At 39.4% G+C, this 23,044-nt stretch carries 16 protein-coding genes and 2 pseudogenes; 9 read left to right on the top strand and 9 right to left on the bottom strand.

The genetic code is table 11. The annotated features are described in order from the left end of the window. The 5 genes and pseudogenes from ccmE to ccmA form a co-directional block, all read right to left on the bottom strand. Complete coding sequence (gene ccmE / locus P20480_RS14015; protein WP_006791393.1) at positions 1 to 480, bottom strand: cytochrome c maturation protein CcmE; 480 nt, start codon at positions 478 to 480, stop codon at positions 1 to 3. Further along, positions 477 to 680, bottom strand: a complete 204-nt coding sequence (gene ccmD / locus P20480_RS14020; RefSeq protein WP_008127602.1) for a heme exporter protein CcmD — start codon at positions 678 to 680, stop codon at positions 477 to 479. The genes ccmE and ccmD overlap by 4 nt, the downstream gene beginning before the upstream one ends. Positions 681 to 682: 2 nt before the next feature. Further along, positions 683 to 1,420: a heme ABC transporter permease gene (locus P20480_RS14025; protein WP_008127600.1), complete on the bottom strand. Its 738-nt coding sequence runs from the start codon at positions 1,418 to 1,420 to the stop codon at positions 683 to 685. Further along, positions 1,420 to 2,105: pseudogene (gene ccmB, locus P20480_RS14030) on the bottom strand (heme exporter protein CcmB). Before ccmB ends, P20480_RS14025 begins: the two are co-directional and overlap by 1 nt. After that, complete coding sequence (gene ccmA / locus P20480_RS14035) at positions 2,105 to 2,725, bottom strand: cytochrome c biogenesis heme-transporting ATPase CcmA (RefSeq protein ID WP_086007393.1); 621 nt, start codon at positions 2,723 to 2,725, stop codon at positions 2,105 to 2,107. The pseudogene ccmB and the gene ccmA overlap by 1 nt, the downstream one beginning before the upstream one ends. A 113-nt stretch (positions 2,726 to 2,838) precedes the next feature. On the opposite strand from ccmA, the gene fliK reads away from it, so the two are divergent. Further along, the gene (gene fliK / locus P20480_RS14040) at positions 2,839 to 5,466 is read left to right on the top strand and encodes a flagellar hook-length control protein FliK (RefSeq protein ID WP_008127585.1); all 2,628 of its coding nucleotides are present in this window, start codon (positions 2,839 to 2,841) and stop codon (positions 5,464 to 5,466) included. A 2-nt stretch (positions 5,467 to 5,468) separates the two neighbouring features. After that, a complete protein-coding gene (locus P20480_RS14045) occupies positions 5,469 to 5,777 on the top strand; it encodes an EscU/YscU/HrcU family type III secretion system export apparatus switch protein (protein ID WP_008127583.1) in 309 nt (102 codons plus the stop codon). A gap of 31 nt (positions 5,778 to 5,808) precedes the next feature. Here P20480_RS14045 and P20480_RS14050 read toward each other — a convergent pair whose 3' ends face one another. Further along, positions 5,809 to 6,345, bottom strand: a complete 537-nt coding sequence (locus P20480_RS14050; protein ID WP_006791400.1) for a thioesterase family protein — start codon at positions 6,343 to 6,345, stop codon at positions 5,809 to 5,811. 107 nt (positions 6,346 to 6,452) lie between these two features. Between P20480_RS14050 and P20480_RS14055 the strand changes: the two genes are divergently transcribed. Beyond that, positions 6,453 to 6,947, top strand: a complete 495-nt coding sequence (locus P20480_RS14055; RefSeq protein ID WP_008127581.1) for a hypothetical protein — start codon at positions 6,453 to 6,455, stop codon at positions 6,945 to 6,947. Between the two features lie 25 nt (positions 6,948 to 6,972). Here the strand turns inward: P20480_RS14055 and tyrR are convergent, their stop codons facing one another. The 3 genes from tyrR to bcsE all read right to left on the bottom strand — a co-directional run bounded on the left by tyrR (position 6,973) and on the right by bcsE (position 12,073). After that, on the bottom strand, positions 6,973 to 8,529 hold the full coding sequence (gene tyrR, locus P20480_RS14060) for a transcriptional regulator TyrR (RefSeq protein WP_008127579.1): 1,557 nt from the start codon (positions 8,527 to 8,529) through the stop codon (positions 6,973 to 6,975). Positions 8,530 to 8,700: 171 nt separating this feature from the next. Further along, positions 8,701 to 10,281: a cellulose biosynthesis protein BcsG gene (gene bcsG, locus P20480_RS14065; RefSeq protein WP_008127578.1), complete on the bottom strand. Its 1,581-nt coding sequence runs from the start codon at positions 10,279 to 10,281 to the stop codon at positions 8,701 to 8,703. 175 nt (positions 10,282 to 10,456) lie between these two features. After that, positions 10,457 to 12,073 (bottom strand): cellulose biosynthesis protein BcsE, encoded by a 1,617-nt coding sequence (gene bcsE, locus P20480_RS14070; RefSeq protein WP_008127576.1) that lies wholly within the window; start codon positions 12,071 to 12,073, stop codon positions 10,457 to 10,459. 114 nt (positions 12,074 to 12,187) lie between these two features. Between bcsE and bcsR the strand changes: the two are divergent. The 6 genes and pseudogenes from bcsR to P20480_RS14095 all read left to right on the top strand — a co-directional run bounded on the left by bcsR (position 12,188) and on the right by P20480_RS14095 (position 22,968). Beyond that, positions 12,188 to 12,383, top strand: a pseudogene (gene bcsR / locus P20480_RS17710) (BcsR/BcsP family cellulose biosynthesis protein). Positions 12,384 to 12,398: 15 nt separating this feature from the next. Continuing rightward, positions 12,399 to 13,112 carry a cellulose biosynthesis protein BcsQ gene (bcsQ, locus tag P20480_RS14075; protein ID WP_008127570.1) on the top strand — a complete coding sequence of 238 codons (714 nt, stop codon included), beginning with the start codon at positions 12,399 to 12,401 and terminating at the stop codon, positions 13,110 to 13,112. A 359-nt stretch (positions 13,113 to 13,471) separates the two neighbouring features. Then, positions 13,472 to 15,790, top strand: a complete 2,319-nt coding sequence (gene bcsA, locus P20480_RS14080) for a UDP-forming cellulose synthase catalytic subunit (RefSeq protein ID WP_238530282.1) — start codon at positions 13,472 to 13,474, stop codon at positions 15,788 to 15,790. Beyond that, positions 15,783 to 18,029: a cellulose biosynthesis cyclic di-GMP-binding regulatory protein BcsB gene (bcsB, locus tag P20480_RS14085; RefSeq protein ID WP_008127562.1), complete on the top strand. Its 2,247-nt coding sequence runs from the start codon at positions 15,783 to 15,785 to the stop codon at positions 18,027 to 18,029. The genes bcsA and bcsB overlap by 8 nt, the downstream gene beginning before the upstream one ends. Further along, on the top strand, positions 18,029 to 19,159 hold the full coding sequence (gene bcsZ, locus P20480_RS14090) for a cellulose synthase complex periplasmic endoglucanase BcsZ (RefSeq protein ID WP_008127560.1): 1,131 nt from the start codon (positions 18,029 to 18,031) through the stop codon (positions 19,157 to 19,159). Before bcsB ends, bcsZ begins: the two co-directional genes overlap by 1 nt. Then, positions 19,150 to 22,968, top strand: a complete 3,819-nt coding sequence (locus tag P20480_RS14095) for a cellulose synthase subunit BcsC-related outer membrane protein (protein WP_008127558.1) — start codon at positions 19,150 to 19,152, stop codon at positions 22,966 to 22,968. Before bcsZ ends, P20480_RS14095 begins: the two co-directional genes overlap by 10 nt. Positions 22,969 to 23,044 lie beyond the last annotated feature (76 nt).

Raw genomic sequence — 23,044 nt, 5'->3', positions numbered from 1 at the left:
CTAATTACCACTATCTAAGTTGTATTTTGGTTTTTCATGCTTAATACCTTTAACCGCTTCAGCAACTTCTGCAGGCATGTATTCTTCATCATGCTTGGCCAGTACTTCAAACGCTTCAATGACATTAGGCTCAATTAAAACACCTTGCGCAACAATACCCTGCCCCTCACGAAACAGATCAGGCAATATCCCCTGATATTTCACAGTCACTAATGGACCTGTATCAATTAATTTAAAACTCACTTCTAAGCTTTGCTCGTTTCTTTCAACAGATCCTGGGACTACCATGCCGCCAATACGAAGCTTTTGACCAATAAAAGGTTTTTCTTTGTTTGGGCCTTTGCCATCAATCAATTCGCTTGGGGTATAAAATAAGTTTATGTTTTCTTGTAAAGCATAAAGCACTAAACCTATGGCAGAACCCAAACCAAATAAAATAGCAACAATCACTAATAAGCGTTTTTTACGTCTAGGGTTCATGATGCTTGCTCCTGCTTGGCTTGTTTTATACGCTCTTCACGCACAATTTGTTGCTTTACTGAAGCCATAATATGCTTAGTATCTCTTAAAGAACTCACTAAGATACCCAGTAAAATAAGTGCGCATGTGCCAAATGAAAGCCATACATAAAACCCATAGCCTCCCATTGCAATAAAATCAGAAAAAGAGTCAAAATGCATAATTACCCCCTATTAAGCAACTGGCGCACCCATGGGCGATGCTTTTCACGTTGCAAAATTTCATTTTTAAGACGAATTAAAGTGACTGTGCCAACAAACGCTGCAAAGGCTAAAATATTTACCATTAATGGCCAAAACATGCTTGGGTCGACCGCATTAGTATTAAATTTAGTGATGCTTGCTCCCTGATGGAGGGTGTTCCACCACTCAACCGAAAAGTGAATGATTGGTAAATTGATCACCCCTACAATCGCTAAGATAGATGCAGCACGGCCCGCTGATTTTTTATCTTCAAAAGCGTGGTATAACGAAATTACGCCCAAATATAAAAATAATAAAATAAGCTCCGATGTGAGTCGTGCATCCCACACCCACCAAGCGCCCCACATAGGTTTACCCCATGCAGCCCCGGTTATAAGTGCTATTGCAGTCATACATGCGCCAACTGGTGCAATTGCTATAACGGCAAGTTCTGCGTTTCTGAGTTGCCATACAAGCGCAACAATGGCGGCAATGGCCATAGAGGAATATGCCCCCATTGATAAAATGGCAGAAGGAACGTGAATAAAAATGATACGGTAGCTGTCTTTTTGTTGGTAATCGGCAGGTGCAAAACCAAGCCCCCACACCCAACCAACGAGCATACTAACAACCGTAACTACGGCAAAATAAGGCAGTAACGTATTGCATAACTGGTATGCACGCTCTGCTTTAGCATAGGGATGTAACCACTTCCACATTAACTTATACTCACTTTTAAAGCTGACGATATGGCGATTGGTGCGCTAATAATAGCGATGACTAACATAGCACCAAGGATGGCAAGTTGCCCGCTATAATCCAGCGACATAACACTGGTATCGATAGCCGACGTTGCAAAAATTAGAACAGGAATATACAAAGGCAGTACGAGTAAACTCATCAAAATACCCCCTTTTTGTAGCCCAACAGTAAGCCCAGCACCTATTGCACCAATAAAACTTAATAACGGTGTACCCAATAATAACGTTAAAACAGTGGCCACCAGCGCATTACTATCTAAATTAAGTAATAACGCGAATAACGGGGTCATTAATACAAGGGGCAACCCCGTCACAACCCAATGTGCAGCCACTTTTGCAAGCACTGTAAGTGACAATGGGTACGATGAGGCAATTAACTGCTCAAGAGAACCATCATTAAAGTCATCTCTAAACAATTTATCTAAGCCCAACATAGTAGAGAGTAAAGCTGCAACCCAAATGATACCGGGCGCCATTCTAGCAAGCAGACCGGGCTCAGGACCTATTGCTAACGGAAACAAAGAAATAACAATTAAAAAAACAATATTGGGTTTACAATTTCAGCTCGCTGGCGAAAGGCAAGCTTTATATCTTTAGTAAAAACCGCACTGAATAGTAACCAATAAGAGTGTTGACGAGTCATCAGTGGCGGTACTCCAATGTGATTGTTTGTAAATCACTAAAGTGAGTAGTTAGGTCTTGGTGGGTAGTTAATAATATGGCGCCATTATTATTTAAATGTTGAGTAAATCGCTGTTGCAAAAACGCAACACCGCTTTTATCGAGCGCAGTAAATGGCTCGTCTAATACCCATAAATTTGCGTCGCTTAGCCAAAGTCTAACTAATGCAACTCGTCGTTGCTGGCCTGCCGACAGCATTCTAACAGGCACATCTTCAAGACCAACCAAGCCTAGTTTTGCTAAGATTGGGTATAGGTCGGGCTCATTTGAATAACCGTTGATCCGTAACCAAAAGCGTACATTTTCAACAGCGCTCAACTGAATGTTAACACCCGTTTTATGGCCTATAAAAAGTAAGTCGTGGGCGAACTCTTCATAGTATTTATTTATTGAGCGTTCTTGATACAAAACCTCGCCTTCATCAGGCGCAGAAAAGCCAGCGATGATACGCAATAACGATGTTTTACCAGCCCCATTTGGACCCGCTAATTGCATGATTTGACCGCTTTTAAGGCTAAAATTAAGGTCCGCAAACAAACAACGTTCTTGCTTGATGCAGGAGACGGACTTAATGTGTAACAAGATGACGATTCTCTCTGCCAAAAATTAGGCGTTAGTCTACCATAATGATAGGGTAATACGAATATTGCTTTAAAATCGATTCACTTAAAATAGAGAAAACTTGATTTAAAATAATGAATACGCCAACGCAAATAACATTATCCAATTCATTGGTTATCAATTCATCAACTAATAACCAAACCAATGAGTTACCACAATTACCAAGTGAAGTACTTGCGGCTAAAAACATTCAATTTTCAAAAGACTCTATCACGCTAGAAGTGCTGGTTAATAAGCAGTGGCAAACGCTCAGACTAGGCACAAGCAATGCCCCTCAATCTTTAGATAAAATTGCTAGCGCGCGCATTCAACTAAGCGCAGACGGAAAGCAGCTATCTATTTTGCCAAATGCAGCAACAATTAAACTTAACCAGCCTGCCCAATTACAACGCTTATTAAATTTTATTAGTACCGGCGCAGAGGTTGAAAGCAAGCCACTTTCAGTTCAGCTTGCTTTAGCACCTGCACCAAAGCTAATTATTGATAAGCTCAATGCTAATATTGCCATTAATAAAGATGTTGCTCAGCTTCTCAGCACAGAGCAACCTTTAAAACTAGTCATAAGTACCAACACTAAAGGCGCACAAATTGATGTTATTAACCGCTTTGCTGATACCGTTCATACCCAGCCGTTAAGCCAAACAAAGCTGGTTAAAATGCTAGCAAGCTTGTTACCCAATGCACAACTACAGGCAACGCCTAAATTAGCCATTTTAACGCATCCGCAAAAATCAGGCTCTTTCACCACGCAAGTATCAAACACGCAGCTTGCTGAACTGCCTAACTCTCCCGTGAAAGTGACTGTTACAAATCAAGCCGATAAGCTTGTAATAACAACACAAGCTCAAAGCGTAAAAGTGATGCTGAGTAACTCTTTTACTAAACCTTTTAATGAATTACTTACTGCGCAACACGCTAATTTACAAACCGCGCCAGCGCGGTTCAATAACACCGCTAAAGTAAGTCCGCTGGTGAGTACTCATAGCCCTATAAAGTCTTGGCTGCAAACTAGTTTTAGTGATTTAAAAACACGAATCAATGATGCAGTAAATTATTTTGAAAACAAATCGTTTGCAAACGAAAACAAATCTCAAATCGCACAATCACTCACTTTACAAAAACAGTTTATCGCCCCGTCTCCACAAACGAGTAGAATTAATTTAATTGAAAATGCAGGTATACAAGTTGCTAATAGCGCGCAAAAGCCAAGTACTGAACTTGTTAATATTTTACCTAAGCATTTCTCTCAATTGCCCCCTATTGTGCAGTTAACACAGCTAATAAAAGCAAATGTTGCTGTTTGGCAGCCTCCTGGTGGCAAAGTTAGCAGTAGTCATTTGCCTATACCCAATGCTATTACGGCAAATACACCAGAACATAACCCCCAATCAATCGAAAAAGCCTCAGCCCAAAGTAAAGCAGAGGTAGGTGCACAATCAGGCGCACTGTTAAGTGCTCAAATAAAAGCAGAACCCGCAACCAAAAATACAGAGCAAGTATTAAAAACCCAAACAGTGCAAGTTCAATCCACCTTGAGTAACGACCTACAAAAACAAACTACAATTAAAGAGTTAAATTCTCTTCCTGTTACAAAAGCGGGGCTTAGCCATACTCAACAAGCCAATGCAGATAATAAACTGGCCACAACATTCCCTACCCTTAAAGCCACTAGCCCAGCAATCCAACAAACACATGCTGTAGCCTCTATACCAGCAAGTAACACCTTATTTAATGCAGTATTTAGTAACACAACGACTATTGCCTCACCAAGCCAAATGCTGCAACCTATTGAAGCTAAAATATTAACGCCGCTTTTAAAGCTGCCACCATCGCATGATTCAACTCACACACTCACTGAAGAAAAAATTTCATTGAGCAGTCAAATAGCCGATATTCAAGTTAAAGCGACTAAGCAAACACCTGACCTCAATGCGCTGGTTAATCAAGCTTTTAATCGTATGGTATCAAGCAGCAACGTTAGCCCGACTGCCGTGCAAAGAGAGATATTAGCGACGCTGCAGCCTCACAGCCTCACGAATGACACCCTGCAAAGTAGCTTTACCAAAGGGCTTGAGCAGCTAGCGGTTAGTATTTTGGCGGCGCCTATTATTAACCAATCTGTAGCCCCAATTACCTTTGACTCAAAAACAGGCATAGATGCATTACTACAGGTGCTTATGCCTACGTTTAAAGCTGGTAAAGCGAGTTCAAAAATACTAGAGCAACTTCAGCAATCACAAGTGCAAGCGCTTGCTGGAGAGCTTACTCAGGTTAAAAACACGCTCACACAGGTAAGTGTTTCAACACCAAATCAGCAACCCGAAAGTAACCCGCTGGCACAGTTTTTACTTCCGATGAAATTACCGCCAGAAGCAGCCCAAACAGAAATAACACTAGGGCAATATAAAAAACCATCGGCCGATAAGCTAGAGCCTAAAAATGTCTGGTTTGTTAGATTAAATTTTGATTATGCAGATCTCGGTCAACTACAAATTACCGCCGAGCTAATGGACAAATCGCTCGATTGCCAATTATTAGCATCAAGCCAAGAAGTGAGTGCCATTGCCCACCCTCACCTTGATAACCTGCGCTCAAAACTGGCTAAACACGGCTTACAAGTTGCTGAACTAAACCTAAAACGAGGGGAGGCAACCCATGCTGCTTTTTATAAATCCCATGCAATTATTAATATTAAGGTGTAGCTATGAGTGATTCCCCTAAGAGCAAGTCGGCAATTGGCCTTTTATACGAAGCAGGAAGCACGCCTTCAGTGAGTGTTAAGGGGTTTGGGGAGTTGGCGGAAGAAATAATCGCTGCAGCAAAACAAAAAGGGATCATGATCCACGAAGATCCCGATTTAGCTAAAACCTTATCGCACCTCGAATTAGGTGAAGAGATTCCAAAAGAGCTTTATTTTGTGATTGCAGAACTGATTGCGTTTTCGTATGTATTACGTGGGCAGTTCCCACCAGGGTGGCAGGACTTTCAAGGTAAGCTAAATATAAAAGCTTAAAATTGAAAAAGGCGCAAAGCGCCTTTTTCATTTACTTTGGTAAATTAGTCATTTTTTTCTGTTCAAGCATTTCTTTCCAATGCATTACTTCGCTGGGTAAAATAGGAGTTTTACCTTCAAAGCCAGCCACTTCAAGCATCTCTTCAATACTTATAACACCTTTTTTGCTTTTAAATACGCCACGTACGTACGCAATCGCATGCAAACCACGATCAGAATGAAATTTCTGCTCAATGTAAAAATACTTATGATCCCAGCCCACTAACTTAGTGCTAATAGTGTATTTTTGCATGGGTTTAATATCACGAATGTAAGTAATAGCTGTTGCATTAACAATAGGAAACCAACGTCGTTTCATTATTTGTTTTAGCAAACCTACTCGCTCAGTCATCCACGTACGCGACAAGTCCATCATGGCCAAATAGCGCGAATTAGTTAAATGTAAATTAATATCACAATCTGTAGGAAGTGCTTTGTAATCAATATCTACCGTATCGAGTAAATCTTGATAGTGTTTATTACGCTTAATTTTAAAAAATAATAATAGGAGTCGAATATATAAGTTCACAACAAAGGTCTTACCAGCAAAATTTTACTGAGTGTATCACAAGCACTTGCTAAGACGTATGTTCTCCCTTACTCTTTATTACTCATATATATAAAAATAAAATGCTTATGAAACCTCTACTACATATAATTACGTTTATTGGATTACTCGTACCAAGCTATTCAGCGCTAGCTGATTTTTCATTACCCGGCAAAGGCACTATTACCTACTCAACGGGTATACAAAAAGAATTTGACTTTGGTTTTGCTTGGCAACAAAAAGCTGAACAATTTAAAATTGGCGCTAAAAGCTACAATATGCAAAGTATTCCAAGTTCATACTCAGTTGCAATTACACTATCAAAAGATGAAAGCCAGGTATGGGTTCAAGAGTTTAACAATGGTTTTATTGAAGGGTTTAATTGGCAAATTGGTGAGCATACTGTGTCACTAAAAAAACAAAAGTTTAGCGACCGAGTAAAAGGCGATTATGTAATCGAGCTTAACAACCGTAGTTACTTTTTTACCCGTAACAATGCCAGTATTGTTATTAATTTTAATGAAGACGGTATAGAAACGATTGCTATTGATGGTGTTACAAAAAACATGGGGACTAAAAGCTAGTCCCCTGTTTTAATTTTAGAGTCATCTAAACCTTAACGGTTTTTCTGTTTATACCGTAGTCACGCAACTTATTTGCCACTGCGGTATGACTAAGCCCTAAGCGTTTAGCAAGTTGCCTTGAGCTTGGGTAAGCAGGGTAAAGTTTACGCAGCAACGTTGCCTCAAAACGCTTCACAGCTTGATCAAGCGAGCCTTCGAAGTCTGACTCCAAATACCCTAACTCATGTGTAAACGTAGGTAGTTGTAAATGCTCTAAACGTAACTCGCTATCATCTAACAATGAGACTGCGCGGTAAATAGCATTTTCAAGTTGGCGAACATTACCTGGCCACGGATATTCTTGTAAAAAACTCAAACACTCTTGTGATAATAACGGAATAGCATGGCCATTTTGCTGGGCATATTTTTGGATAAAATGCTCTGCTAGAGGACCCACATCGGCTTTGCGGTCTCGTAACGGAGCAATTTCGAGAGTTAATACATTAATTCGATAGTACAAGTCTTCTCTAAACACACCTTCTTGTACCATTGCGGGTAAGTCTTTTTGAGTAGCGGCTACAATACGAACATTAACCTTTACTTCGTTCTCATCGCCTACTTTTCTAAACGTTCCGTCTTGTAAAAAGCGCAAAAGTTTAGTTTGTAGCTGGGTCGACATTTCACCCACTTCATCTAAAAATACAGTACCGCCATCAGCTTGCTCGAGTACACCGCGTTTAGGCGCTGCATTTTCTTCGTAGCCTGCATAACCAAAAAGCTCAGACTCCGCTACATCATCAGGTAACGACGCGCACGAAAGCGCAATAAATGGCTTCACAGAACGGTTTGACGCATAATGACACGCTCGCGCAAGTAGCTCTTTACCTGTGCCTGTTTCACCCGTAATGAGTATGGGTGCTTCTAACTGTGCCATTTTTCGTGCTTCACGCACAACACGGCGCATAGCAGTACTAAAGTTATGAATGGTGGCAAAGCTTTCTTGTCCGTAGCGTCTAAATGCACTAACTTGCTGACCTAAACGGCTTTGCGACTTAATGTTAATAACCGCACCAGCGAAAACATCGCCTTCACTGCCTTGTGGCACGGCAATTGGTAAAATATCTGCAATAAAGTCTTCGCCAGCTACTTCAACCCGAGTCGTTTGGCCTAACACTTCCTTACCTTCTAACCAACGCGTAAAGTTAAAGCCCTTTAGTAGGTTATTTATGTTAGCGCCAATAACTTCTTTTTCACTTAACTGCAGGTCTTTACAGGCAGCATCGTTGCATAAACGTACCCAGCCCTTAGCATCAATAGAAATAACACCATCAGGTAATGCACGTAACAAGGTATTTAATTCGTTATGCTCTCGCTCAGAAGGGAGAAATGCGGTAGTGCGTACATCATGCACACCATCAATCAGACGGATAGAAGGCATGATTTTTTGAAACTGCTCAAACTCTATTTCTGGAAAGCTCACATACATACGGCAATTGACAGAATCGACCTCAATACCTTTTAAATCAACACTGTAGTTAACTAAAATATTAAGGATTTCTTGGGCTATACCGATCCTATCAGCACAGTGAATATCTAGACGCATACATCCTCAAAGCAGGAAAAACTAAATTAGCCGAATAATACGCTAAGTCGCTTTGATAAGGTAGCTTATTGTAAACATTTTTGGACAAGTCTGCGTTTTAATTAACACATAAGAATAACAACATAAACACGCTACACAGCAGAGCTAGCCTGCTGCGTAGCTAAATTACTTTTAACCTTGAGGGTAAGCAGACCATTCTTCGCCATCAAGTTGTATGTAAGGTCGTTTATTAACATACATCATGATTGTGCCGGCATTTTCAGCAACTTTTGGGGCTTTTGGCAAGTTTTCAACTAAATTGGCAATGCTGTTATTACCCCCAAAAACATTCGTCTCAAGTGTTTTTGCAACAATTTCAGATAAGGCAAAGTAACTAGTCGATTCGTTAATCATAATCTGCGAATAGCTTTTAACGTCTGGGCCAATAAATTTAATAGCAGCTGGTACAGATACAATAGTAGGACTTGGTATTTCACGAAGGCCAGCAAACTGTACCTTGTCACCTTTTAATGCTGCACCATGTTCGGGTACTACCATTAACATGACATTACGGCCGCGCTTTTCAAGGTTTTGAATAAAACGATTAATATCAGATAATAAATTAGCGTGCCTGATTGGGTAACTTTCAAGGCTATTCATGCGTTTTTTATTAGCCAGCTGGTTACCATCGTGAAGGCTTGTTGTGTTGTAATACATTGCACACGGCTCACAATCTTGCGCTTCATTTTTAAGCCAACTATCTAGCACCGCACCGTCAGAATAAATAGGACTGTCATCAAAGCCGTATTGCGCTACTGGAAGCGAATCAATATTAAGTGGTTTATCGTTTAGGCCACCAAAGCGATTAACCAAGCCTTTAAAGTCATCAAAGTGGCCATCGTGGTTCATCACAACGCTACTTTGATACCCTAATTTTTCTAAGTTTTTAAATAAATAACATTGCTCTGGTGCATCACTGAATAAAGCCGTTTGGCTTGTTTGCCCACAACTTGCGCGTAAAAGCCTGATAGCTGCAGGCCCACTGTAAGATGTTGCTGAGTTAAAATCTGAAAACACCACATCAAAATCATTAAACATGTCTTCAACACTAACGCCAATAGCGTTCAAGTCATCAATAGCCATTGAACAAATATTTAAAACGATGACATCGAACAGTTCGCCATTAACTTGCGAAGGAAAATGGCTAATTAAATGGCTTTGTTGTTGATAAAAGTCTGACAATTTTTGATCAGGTGTTTGGCTTTCGCGCGTAATGACTTGTGCTTGATTAGTACGCTCATTTCTAATTGTTGTATTTGTAGAGTTGGCATTTACTACTGTGCCTGATTGTTCACCCTCTCCTTGCCATCCTATCAAAAGCAGCCCAACAATTGTTATTGTTGTAAAACGTAACCACTGAGATGTATACCAAAAACACACGGTAATAACGAATAATGCCAATAGCATATCTACACTGATGACACGTGCTAAAAGTTCAAAAAAATAGCCAAAACTGAAATCTTGAACATTACCAGCTTGCTTTGTCAGCCTATTTATTGGGGGCAACCAAGAGTCTTGGTAAAGTATGACAATCGCAAAAATACCACCAAGTACATGTTTTAACTTTTCAATAATCGCTTTTTTAAATTTGATTGCTAAAAGTGCTGCAAGGGCTGCATTGGTTAATACATTAAAATCAATTGCGCCGTAATAAAACAAGGCAAATTTAGCTAAGAAATAAAGATTCCACGCTCCTAAACCTGATAATTTCACTGCTCATCCTTCTTTTTTTATTCGGTGTATAAGGTTCAAGTACTTCGTGTTTAAAAGTAAGCTTGTAATAATATGTTTTTACTCTGACCAATATTTGAGTTGCCGACATACAAAGTACAATACCGACTATAATTGCCAAAATAACGGTAATAAAAAGCTGATTAATACTCATTGGTTAAGCCTTTAATCTCATTACAAATGACACAGCATCGGGGCGCGCATCATTTGTAAACTCAGGTGTGTCTAACGACTCAGTAATCCCTTTTGACACTCCGGGTTCAAACTTATAGCTATCATTCTCTGTTAACTGTTTAGAATAATCAGTAACCTGTTTACCGCTATAAAGCCGCCTTAATTGCTTACATTCTTGCTGTATATGAAAATGATCTGAAATAACATTTTGCTGCACAAAAAAGTCACTCGTTTGTAGCTTGAATAAATGCTTAATTGCATTATTTACGTCGTTCTCTCTACACGCATGCAAGTACAAATACACGGTGTTATCTGCAAGGCTAAATACATCCCCTTCACGCTTAATATGAAACAAGTGTAAAGGGTGAATGGGCTCTATGCGGGGTAATAACTCAAGCTTAACCAATACGCCGCTAACACCCAGATTAACAGCAGAGTCACTATGAACCTCTACTTGGCGCGTAAATTCATCAAAAGGTAAATAGCCTTTAGAAAACGTATTTTCTGTATATTTAAGAACGTGCTCGACAGATGGCGGTAACGGTCTAGAAAATTGAAACCCTTGAATAGACTGAATTTGAGATAATAATCGCGAAGGTTCAGAAAAGCTATACAAAATAAGGTTAACGCCTAAAGTTAAAAATAAACATTCATCTTGATGGCGAATAACGCCATCAACATTTTGTACTACCAATTTCAACCAACGACCGCAGCTTTTTCTAAGTTCAAAGCACTGTTTACCAAGCAGTGCTAAATCTGTGTAACGCGTAACAGCAAACACCAATGTCGCCGCTTTTAATTTGGGGCCTTTGTCAAACAGCTCATTATTGTCTTTTGCGGTATAATAATGCGTAGGCAATTTTGTACCGATTGGCACAGCGCTTTGCACTAACCAAACATCGTCCTCATCTGGAAAATGCGAGCCATTGAATACTTTTAGATCGTTTACAGTTCCCTCTTGTACCAAAAACTGATTATCTTCAAGCGACAGTTGAAACTGCATATCAGCAAATACACCCGTAGTGTGGTGCCAATAATCGTACTCTAAAACGCGGGTAGCGGAATCATTATCTACAAAAATTAATCCATCAAAAGATTTATTAAGCTGCCTTATTAAAAATCGATAGTGTGTTACTTCTGGACCAGATAGCAAAAATAATAAGGTAACCCCTGTTTTTTTTGCAAACTCACTGTAATCGTTCATTATTGTTTTTGTGCTAGCTTCGGTTGCTGCACTAAGTAGCTCTGTGTTGAAGTGGATAAACACTAGCGCATTTTTTAATTTTTTATACGCGCCTATCTCTTTAATTATACCTTTGTTTATTCGCTCTATTGAGTAATGCTGTGTCTCAGATGAGAGAGAAAATGGATGAACTTTACTACGTTTGTACGCAGTATTAATTGCTGCAGAAAATGACGACTCAAAGAAAGATTCAACGTCTTGAGAAACAATGTAAATATCGTTTGCGAAATTTTGGTTAATTGCATGTAAAGCAAATTCAATTACAAAATTATCTAAAGGGGCTAAAACAGCATAACTTGAAGCCGATTTTAACTCTTTTGCAGCCGGCTCTAAACCCGTTATGTTAAAGTTATGCACTTAAAAAGCCCTCAAAAAAATACTTTTTTACTAGTTTTGCCTGCTATTCTATATATAATAGCCAAATATTGTCCACTTTTAATAAAAATAAATATTACGCTTACAAAGGTTGTAATGAATAATTTAGCTACAAAAAGCTCACAAATACTCACATCAAGTGACATAGAAAACCTAGCTCGCCGTTTTGGTGGGAAAAGTGACGACTATATAGAAATTATGAATACACAAAAAAATACAAAAAACAATTAACAAGTATGCGCTATTGAAAGAAATTGATGACGCATTAAAAACTTCTAAAGAAAAAAAATAAAAAAGGTAAACTCCATTGCAAAGGATTTTTATTAAAGGTATCAAAGGCGGCATAGGTAGCACATCAGTTGTTGCAAACTTAGCGTGCGTTTTGAAAAAATCTGATGTTGATGTGGTTGCCATAGACCTAGATGTTAAAAGTGACCTTGGTTTGCACTTTGGACTTAAATGGACAGCCACAAAAGGTTGGAGCAACGAGAGTACTTTTGACGATGCATTATTACATTTTCGTAAAGATAGCGATGGCGTTCTTTTTTTACCCCATGGCGATAATGAATCAACTTTAGATGAAATTATAACCACAATTAACAATTGCAAAAATCTGGATTATAAAGAATCTGCTTGGATAATATTCGATTGCCCTTCACATATTAATATTTCTCACTACCCGTTAGAAGAAAACGATATTGTTATTGAGCTAGTCACTTGCGATGCAATTTGTCATAGCCTCATATACAAGCGCCTTCAAACTCTTAAGTCAGTAGAGTCAACTTGGAAACACTTTTTTGTCGTTAATCGTTACAACGCAGCCTCAGTGTTAGAATTTGATCTATTTTCTCTTTGGCAATCTACATTGCCATTTATGGCGCCGTTTTTTATTAACAGCGATGAAGTTATTAAAGAGGCCACAGCTAATCGTAATGTAGCCCTTAATTGCGCTCCATACAGTGTAGCGAACGATGACTTTGAAACACTGGCTGGTTGGCTTGTAAGTAAGGCGGCTAACTGACGATGAGCTTTACTACTTTTTTACAAAAGGCCCATACACAGCACATTGTATATTCTATTGAGTATATTATTCACTGATAAGCTTGTGCGTTACATTTTATTTAAATTTCATAGTTACTTTAACCAGCACAAGGTTAATGTAATTGAAGCATTTTTAATGCCCTTTATAACTTTGTTCGGTTCATTATTTGTAAATATAAAAAAGAACAAAGAAAACTTTGAGTTAGCGTTATATAACTATTATCCACACTTAAGGTTACCATACAGAACTTATATCTATTCCAATATTATACGCTTTGTTATTCAGAGCATATTTTTGCTTTTTGCTGTTCATAAAACCCAAAAAAAAATCAGTGTCCAATAAAAAAGCATGCTGTAAATTATTTTTATGACGGGGTCAGTTACAGCCTAAGGCAACTTCGTTGGTACGACCTTAAATTAGGCCGATTAATAAGGCGCCTTTTTTCCAAAAACAACAAGCCTAAAAAAAGTGCTTTTAAAACAATGGCAGACGCTCGTATTTGGCAGAACAAACTTATTAAATACATCGTTGTTGCACTGATATTATTCTTGCTTGCCATATTTGTTACCATTCCCTTTAGCCTTGAAGCGCAAGCAGTGTTTATTAGCTTTATTTTACTGGTTGCTTACGCGCTCAAACGCGTAAAAGGCCATATGGCCACGATTGTAATGATTACCTTATCTGTCACTACATCTTCGCGGTACTTGTGGTGGCGATACACTGAAACACTTAATTGGGATGACCCTTTAGCACTTACATTAGGTGCAGGCTTGTTACTAGCAGAAACATACGCATGGATGGTACTTATTTTAGGTTTTTTTCAAACTATTAACCCACTTGAAAGAAAACCTGTCATGTTGCCAAAAAATACTGACTTATGGCCAACGGTAGATATTTACATTCCTACTTACAATGAACCTTTAAGTGTTGTAAGGCCGACTACCCTTGCCGCATTAAGCATAGATTGGCCAGCAGATAAGCTGAAAGTATATATTTTAGATGATGGTAAACGTCCTGAGTTTGGTGAATTTGCTAAACAAGTGGGTGCGGGTTATTTAACAAGACCAGATAATAACCATGCAAAAGCCGGAAATATGAATAGTGCTATGCGCTACACAGATGGTGACTATATTGCCATTTTTGATTGCGACCACGTACCTGCTCGTTCATTTTTGCAAATGACCATGGGACAGTTTTTAAAAGACAGTAAAGTGTGTTTAGTACAAACACCACATCATTTTTTCTCCGCAGATCCATTTGAGAGAAACTTAAATAACCACAGTCAAATTCCAAACGAAAACATGTTGTTTTACGGGCTTATTCAAGACGGAAACGATATGTGGGATGCTACGTTCTTTTGTGGTTCGTGTGCGGTACTCAAAAGAGAAGCGCTTGATGAAATAGGTGGCTTTGCTTTTGAAACCGTCACCGAGGATGCTCATACTGCACTGCGAATGCAACGCGCAGGTTATAAAACTGCCTATATAAATATTCCTCAAGCTGCTGGCCTTGCCACTGACAGTTTATCGGCTCATATTGGCCAGCGAATTCGTTGGGCACGGGGCATGGCGCAAATATTTAGGCTCGATAACCCGCTGTTAGGCAAAGGCTTGAACATCCCTCAGCGACTTTGTTACTTAAATGCTATGCTGCATTTTCTATCAGGTATTCCGCGCATTGTATTTTTAACCGCGCCCCTGGCACTTATATACTTTAATGCATACATTATTTACGCGCCATTTTTAGCTATTTTTATCTACGTTGTACCTACACTTATTCAAATAAAAGCAACTAACTCACGAATACAAGGTAAGTATCGCTATTCGTTCTGGGGCGAAGTTTACGAATCTGTGCTTGCTTGGTACATATTAAAGCCAACAACAGTTGCTTTGTTTAATCCAAACAAAGGTAAATTTAACGTTACCGAAAAAGGTGGATTAAACGATAAAGAGCATTATGACTGGGGTATTTCTAAGCCATATTTGGTTTTACTCGCTATTAATTTAGTCGGTATGTTAGTTGGTATTTTGCGCCTGTTTTTTGGCGACCCTACGCAAGTTGGTGTACTGCTGATTAGTATGGGGTGGGCGCTTTATAATATTATCATTTTGGGTGCTGCGGTTGCCGTGGCAGCAGAAGCACGCCAAGTGAGGCATTCACACCGCATTAAAGCAAACTTCCCAGCGGGAGTTCGTTTAGCAAATGGCCACACATTAAAAGTAAAAATTACAGATTACTCCGATAACGGCGTAGGAATAGAAACCGACCATGCACATGCTTGTCGTGTAAACGATAAAATAGAATTATTAATGAGCCGCGGTAATAAGCAATTTTCGTTTACTACCCATGTTTGTAATACTCGGGGTAACCAAATTGGCTTAACCATTAAAGATTTATCTCTTGAAAAACAGCGCGCGTTTATACAATGTACATTTTCACGAGCTGATGCGTGGCTTGACTGGCAAAATAACTTTAGACATGACCGCCCATCTTACAGTTTTAAAGAAGTGCAAAAAACAAGCCTCAGAGGGTTTAGTAACTTGCTCTTCCACGCACCAAGAGTGCTTCAACCTATCATTCAGTTTATGACTAATTTAGTTGTATACGTAAACTCATTTACTCCAAAAAGACCAATAGTGCATAATAATTATGATTAAAAAGTTGCTTAATATATCCCTAACATTGTCGCTTATTTGTTGCGCTTACTTTGCGCATGCAATTGAGCCATTACAAAATAAATCAATGTTCATTAATGGATACCCTGAGAGCGCTCAGGTGTCGAGTTTACGCTTAGAGTTTGAAGCGTTAGGCTTTACAGGTTTTAGGCTCAACGGGGTAAATAATAACTCCCGCGTTGACTTTACAAACCGAATAGATAAATTGAGCACCAATTTAAAGCTTAACTTTTCGTATACTAACTCGCCTTCATTAATCGCGAATGTTTCTCACTTAAAAGTATACTTTAATGATAATTTAGTCACTGTTTTACCTATTAACGAACAACTTAGTATTGTAAAGAACACAGTGCAGCACAGCCTCGATCTTAACGCTAAATACATTCAAGATTACAACCAAGTTCGCTTTGAATTGGTTGGTTATTACGACCTTAGATGTCAAGACTACTTCAGCCGTACTATTTGGACAGAAATAAATAAATCAAGCAACATAACGCTCGATCAAAAGCAACTCGCTATCGATAGCCGTTTAGAATACCTCCCAGAGCCGTTTTTTGATGAAAAGGATTACAACAAGCTTAACCTTCCATTTGTATTTGCTAAAACACCCAATACCCAAGCTATTGAGGCAGCAGCAACGCTATCGAGTTGGTTTGGAGCCCAAGCTGATTGGCGTGGATTTAATTTTCCCGTAACGTTAAATAAATCGCCTGATCAACACAGTGTGGTTTTTATTACTAATGATTCAAAACCTGATTTTTTGAAAGATTACCCAGATGTTGAAAAACCAACAATTGAAATCATTTCAAACCCATTTAATCGTTATTATAAAATGTTACTCATATTGGGCCGTGATGAAGCTGATTTAAAAACAGCGGTGACTGGCCTTGCATTTGGCCACAAAGTAATGACAGGAAGAAGCGCAAGTATTGAAGCCATAAATCAGTTGCCACTTCGAAAAGCGTATGATGCACCACGCTGGCTTAGAAGCGATCGTCCAGTTCATTTTGACGAGCTTATTGACTACCCTACGCAACTACAGGCGCAAGGTCTTAATAATGGTCCAGTAAAACTAAACATTCGCTTTGCACCTGATCTATTCACGTGGCGTGAAAGAGGAATACCTATTACTCTTCAGTACCGTAGCACGCCAGAATCAGAAGCCATCGACTCTCGTTTAAATATGCTAATAAACCAAGAATTTATAAGTGGTTTTTTACTAGATGAAAACAACGATTTACTACAAACAACACAAGCGTTGTTGCCACTAGTTGCCAATACTGACACCACACAAAGCACAGAAGGCTTTTCTGTAAATGGCATTAATTTAGCTAACAGAAATGAGCTTAACTTTGACTTTAGGTTTGGTGTACTCAAAAAAGGTGAATGTGCTGTTGCACCTCCTGGCGGTGAGTTTGGTGTTATTGATGGCGATTCAAGCATTGACGTAAGTGAATTTGATCACTATATCGCATTACCAGATCTGAACGTATTTGCTAATAGTGGCTTTCCTTTTACCAAATATGCTGATTTACAACAAACACTGGTGCTTATTGATGAAAACCCAACACCAAATGCTTTAACCGTTTTATTTAACTTAACGGGGCACTTTGGCGCGATCACCGGTTACCCAACCCATAGAATGAGTGTTGCTCATTTAAATGAGGACGCTGATTTAGATGATAAAGACATACTCGTTATTGCTAAACCTAACAGTATTGCTAATGACTTAGATGAAGATGCACAAACAAATGTTTTGCTTAACAATAATCAGCGCGCAATTAAACAAGCAATTTATAATGGTGCATACGACGAACAAACGACCGATAAAGTAGAGGTTAGTATTAAAAGTAGTGGCGATATGGCTGTTATAACAGGGTTTCAATCACCGTTTGACTCAGACCGCTCTATCGTCTCGTTGAGTGCTACGACGCAAAATGCATTTACTATACTTGACGATGTTCTAATGAACTCAGAAAAATTAGCTCAAGTAAAAGGTAGTGCAGCCATTATCAACTCACAGGGTATTAAAACCATTCAAGTAGATGAGCAATACTTTGTAGGCCATATCCCAGTCCATACATTAGTGTGGTTTCACTTATCTGATCATCCATTTATTTTGGCATTACTGTCTATTTTAACGCTATTGCTGATCTCATTTATCTTATGGCGATTATTACAAGCATTAACTTACAAGCGTTTAGCTGAAGGAGACGAATAATGAAATCACTCGTTAATATGTTTTTTACCGTGATGGCACTATTTGCTTTCAATGCCAACGCACAAGTTGAACAGTGCGAACCTTGGCAGTCGTGGCAAGTGTTTAAAAATCATTTTATAAGCCAAGACGGCCGCGTTATTGACTTGGGCAGTGATCAAAGTATCACAACCTCTGAAGGCCAATCATATGCACTATTTTTTGCGCTTATTGCCAACGATAAAGCCGCTTTTGATTCTGTTTTAAATTGGACCCAAGAGCATTTATCAGAGGGCGATTTAAGTACGCGTTTACCAGCATGGAAATGGGGACTAGATAAAAACCGCGTAGGGGGGATTTTAGATTCAAACCCTGCGTCAGATTCAGACCTATGGATTGCCTACAGTTTATCGCAAGCGGCAATTTTATGGGATGAACGCCGCTATAGTATTTTAGCCGCAGTGCTTGCTCAACGTATAATCAGAGAAGAAACCGCCTACATAACGGGCCTTGGCCTTTCTTTACTCCCCGCACCTGCCGGTTTTGAGTTTGACAATGAGCGCTATAAGCTAAATCCTAGCTACTCGCCGTTATTTATTTACCAGCAATTTAAAAAGCTTTATCCACATTCACCGTGGCATCAACTGCACGAAGGATCAGCTAAGTTAATTTTAGATACCGCACAGCAAGGCGTTAGCCCTGATTGGGTTATGTTTGATTCAAACCGCGGTTTTTACTACGACAGAAAAAATACAGATTTAGGTAGTTATAATGCAATTCGTGTTTACCTTTGGGCAAGTATGATGGCAAAAGATTCACCCTACAAACAAGAGCTTCTTACTCAGTTTGCACCGTTTATGGACACTATTGAAGAGCGCGGCCATGTTCCTTTAAATACGTACGCTCAATCAGGTAAATCTGAAAAAAGAGGGCCTTTGGGCTTTAACGCTGCCCTGTTGCCTTTGTTAGCAGAGCAAGGTAATGATGAGCTAGTAATGGCCATTCAGCAAAAGCTAATGATTGATAAGTCTTTTACGCAAACACGTTATTACGACAGTGTATTGCATTTATTTGGTGAAAGTGCTGTAAACAAGCGCTTTAAAATAACGGCTGATGGAACGCTACAACCTACTTGGAGCACTGAATGTCGTTAAGGTTGGCCTTAGCTTGTACATTGGCACTAAGCACTAATTTAAATGCCGCAACAATAAATGATATTGATACACAATCGGTTGATTGGTTATTAAACCAAATTAGTATTGGTGAAGCACAACAAAACAAAAGACTTGTTGAAGATAGCCTGCAGAAGTTGGTTGCAATTGCCCCTACCCGAATAGAAACGCAATGTGCGCTTGCACATTACGACTTTACGAATGGCAATACAGACCAGGCAAACTTGTTATTAAGTAAGCTTGATAACCAACTAACACAACAAACACCTTGCGTAAAAAAACTCAAGGTTATGTCTCGTATTCAAGGTAAAGACAAGGCAGTAATTCAAGAAGCAAAGCTGCTTGCTCGTGCCGGCAGGTATGAACAAGCACGTCAAATTTACAATAAAATATTTAATGATGTTTATCCTACTTTAAACTTTGAGCTTGAGCATTTAAGCTGGTATGCCCAGGACAGCGCTCAATGGCAAGGGGTTAAAAATGGTTACAAACAATTATTAAAACGCTATGACAACCTAGGCACTATAGAAGTTGCTTATGCCAGACATTTACTAAGACGTAACCCACGCGATAAAGCAGCTATGCGTATTTTAAGTAAGTATGGATCGACATCGGGTTTTAGTGATGAAGTTGAAAGTATTTGGCTCTCTGCATTAAAAAATATGCCAATAAACAGTAATACTGACAAGCAATTTCAGCAATACTTTATACTTTACCCGTTTAGTAATAAGGGAGAGTTACAGTATCAAGACTTTAAAAAGCAATTAAAAGCACGCCAAAAATTATTAGCCGACCCGGCTTATCAGCTCTGGTTAAAAGGCAATAATCTACTCGAACAAGAAAAGTTAAAAGCAGCAGAACCTCTTCTGTTAAAAGCCTTAAAAGGCCGCCCTACTGACGGCGAAATCATGAACAGCTTAGGCATACTTTACCTACAACTAGGTGAAAATGGTAAAGCCTATAATTATTTTACACGTGCACAAAAATACACTGCCGACTTTGCAGAGCGAAATACCCTTAAAAGCATGGCTAAAACAGCTAAGTTTTGGCTGTATATTCGCCAAGCAAGAGACGCTATAGATAGCAGTGAATTTAGAGTTGCTAAGCTAAAACTCGATTTAGCCGCCGCATTAGAAGAAGAACCTAATACCGTATTGGCGAATCGTGGCACCTTACAATTTACCCAAGGGCTATATTCACAAGCTGCGCTTACCTACCAAGTGGTGCTTAAAAGCGAGCCTTTAAACGAAGGCGCCCTATTTGGCTTACTTGAAATTGCAAAGCTTGAACAAAGTGAAAAAACGCTCACATCTTTTTTTAATCGACTTTCATTTTCACAAAAAGAAATATTAAGAGCGTCATATTTAAGCTCATTAAGTAGCGTGTATAGAGCTAAGGCAACAAAGCTAACTGAAGCTGGTGAATTAGAAGAGGCTGAAAAAATATTAAAAGAGGCTATTCAAGCAACACCAGAAGAGCCTTGGTTATATTACGACTTAGCGTTTATATATCAACAAAAAGGACTCACCGACAAAGCCCGCTCATTGTTTAATAATGTATTGTGGCAATTTCCGCTAAATTCACAGCTTAGGTATAGCCATGCACTGTTTTTGCGTGCTTTAGACGATTACCAAGGTGCGCTTGCTACGCTTCAGTATATTCCATTTAAATCTCGCGATGCTGACATTGTATCTCTTGAACAACAGTTACAACTTAATGAGTCTTTAGCTCAAAGCGAACGTTTTATTAATTCTCAAAATAAAGCGGCTGCTATTTATCACTTAAGTGCGTTAGAAGCACAAAATTTAACGCCACCAATGAAAGCTGAGCTAGCACGAAGCTGGTTTAGCATAGAAGAACAAAACCACGCTTTAAAACTCATGCGTGACGCATTAGCTGAAGACCCCTCATTATCAGCCTATTGGCATATGTTGTATGGAGAATGGCTTTTAGCACAGGGTAATAAAGCTCAGACTACGGATTGGTTTAATCGTTATCGGCTTCCTGAAAATGCCTCTGAGAGTGAAATAGATCAGTTTGTGCAATTACAAAATGCCTATTATTCTGAGTATTTTAGTGGCAGTGATCTTATTGCGAAGCTAAATCAGCTCGATCGAAAATACCCAAGTTCAGCAGCAACAACAACTGCGCTAATAAATGCAAACTTAGCACTTGATCAAAACCAATCAGCGATTATTTTATACGAACAAAAACTAAAAAATAATCAGTTAATTGAACCCCAAGCTTTAATGGCAATATCCAAAGCCTATAGAGCACTTGGTGATGATTTCCAAGCAAAAGAGGTCACACAGCTCGCCATTGAACAAAGTACAACGCAAGAAAGTTATTTTCAGCGTCAAATTATGGAATCGTTAAACGATTTTAATTACGCAGGTGATGCCCTTTACTTAGCCGAGCAACTTATTCAAAAAGCACCTAATGATTTAGAGCTTCGTTATTTAGGCGCGCAAGTTGCTGCTAATTTTAATGAAACAGAGCAAGCACAAACGTGGTACGCACAAACGCTTTCACCTAATCGTCAACTAAATGAAAAAGAACTCTACGCATCACTTTCGCGCATTAATGAAAACGACGAGTGGTATATAAACGGTGCCAAACGAGAACTACTCAGCCAACAAAACAAAAACCAAGCCTACATTGCTGTTGGTGTAAATTTTAGCGGACAAGTAAGTACTGAAAGTGAGGCTACATTGGGCGCTGGTTTAGTCCCTATTGAAGCGTACTTTCCGCTTTGGCAGGGGCAAGGCTTTGTAAAAATAGATCCTACAAGTATTAGCGCGCAAACAACACGATTTGACGAGCAATTTGCTGGCAGTCGATACGGTCAAGGCGCTTTGTGTATATTTACCTGTGGTATTGACGAGGTAAGTCCTGAGCAAGATGGCGTTGATATTGGCATTGGTTGGCAAAACGAAAACTGGCGCGTAGATATTGGTACAACACCACTGGGCTTTTTAATCGAAGACATTGTATGGGGTATTAATTACTCGGACGACTTTGGTGACTTTGGTTATAGCCTTGAATTAGAAAAACGACCAGTAACCAGCTCAGTACTGGCCTATGCTGGTCTTGAAGACGTTAATACCGGTAAAATTTGGGGGGGGGTTCGCTCAACCGGTTTAACCGCTAATGTTTCTCATGATTTAGGCGGCGATTGGGGGTTTTGGTCTAGTGCTGACTTTACATTATATAAAGGTCAAAACGTAAAAGATAACCAGCGCTACCGCTTGATGGGCGGTACCTATTATCGTGTAATAAGTAATCAAGATCGCGAATTTACAGTGGGTGCAAGTTTATTGCATTGGGCGTATAAATTTAATTTAAGTGAAGAAACCTGGGGCCACGGCGGCTACTACAGCCCACAGAACTATATTGGGTTATCGGTTCCTTTGACCTACGATGCACGATGGGGTGATGACTTTGTATACCGCGTAAAAACAGGCGTGTCGTATTCGCAAACTAAAACGCAAGCCATCGATTTTTTTCCTAATGATCCTGACCTTCAAGCTGAAGCCTTTGTTCGCCAACTTGAAACCGGTGTAGACCCTGCCTTTGATTCAGATACCAGTGCGGGCGTATCGTACAACTTAGAAGGCAGCTTTGAATACAGAATAACCCCACATTGGTTCTTTGGTGGTTATTTAGCTATTGATCGTTCTGACTTTTACGAACCTAATTTTGGCCAACTGTATATCCGTTACTACTTCAATCCTGTTTACGGGACCCTAGAGTTTCCGGGTACACCTATTATCCCTTATGCTGAGTTCTAACTTAGCATAAGGTGATACACCGCTCAGTACTTCCCCTCGCCTTGAGGTATATGTATACTTATGCGCAATTGTAGCT

Source organism: Pseudoalteromonas sp. BSi20480 (assembly GCF_000241365.1).
Classification (GTDB): Bacteria; Pseudomonadota; Gammaproteobacteria; order Enterobacterales; family Alteromonadaceae; genus Pseudoalteromonas; species Pseudoalteromonas marina.
The sequence above is the reverse complement of the archived record's forward strand: the minus strand, read 5'-3'. Positions and strand labels throughout refer to the sequence as shown.

Coding starts and splice junctions, on each gene's coding strand:
- ccmE (WP_006791393.1), bottom strand. CDS start 480: ATGAACCCTAGACGTAAAAAACGCTTATTAGTGATTGTTGCTATTTTA.
- ccmD (WP_008127602.1), bottom strand. CDS start 680: ATGCATTTTGACTCTTTTTCTGATTTTATTGCAATGGGAGGCTATGGG.
- P20480_RS14025 (WP_008127600.1), bottom strand. CDS start 1,420: ATGTGGAAGTGGTTACATCCCTATGCTAAAGCAGAGCGTGCATACCAG.
- fliK (WP_008127585.1), top strand. CDS start 2,839: ATGAATACGCCAACGCAAATAACATTATCCAATTCATTGGTTATCAAT.
- P20480_RS14045 (WP_008127583.1), top strand. CDS start 5,469: ATGAGTGATTCCCCTAAGAGCAAGTCGGCAATTGGCCTTTTATACGAA.
- P20480_RS14055 (WP_008127581.1), top strand. CDS start 6,453: ATGAAACCTCTACTACATATAATTACGTTTATTGGATTACTCGTACCA.
- tyrR (WP_008127579.1), bottom strand. CDS start 8,529: ATGCGTCTAGATATTCACTGTGCTGATAGGATCGGTATAGCCCAAGAA.
- bcsB (WP_008127562.1), top strand. CDS start 15,783: ATGATTAAAAAGTTGCTTAATATATCCCTAACATTGTCGCTTATTTGT.
- bcsZ (WP_008127560.1), top strand. CDS start 18,029: ATGAAATCACTCGTTAATATGTTTTTTACCGTGATGGCACTATTTGCT.
- P20480_RS14095 (WP_008127558.1), top strand. CDS start 19,150: ATGTCGTTAAGGTTGGCCTTAGCTTGTACATTGGCACTAAGCACTAAT.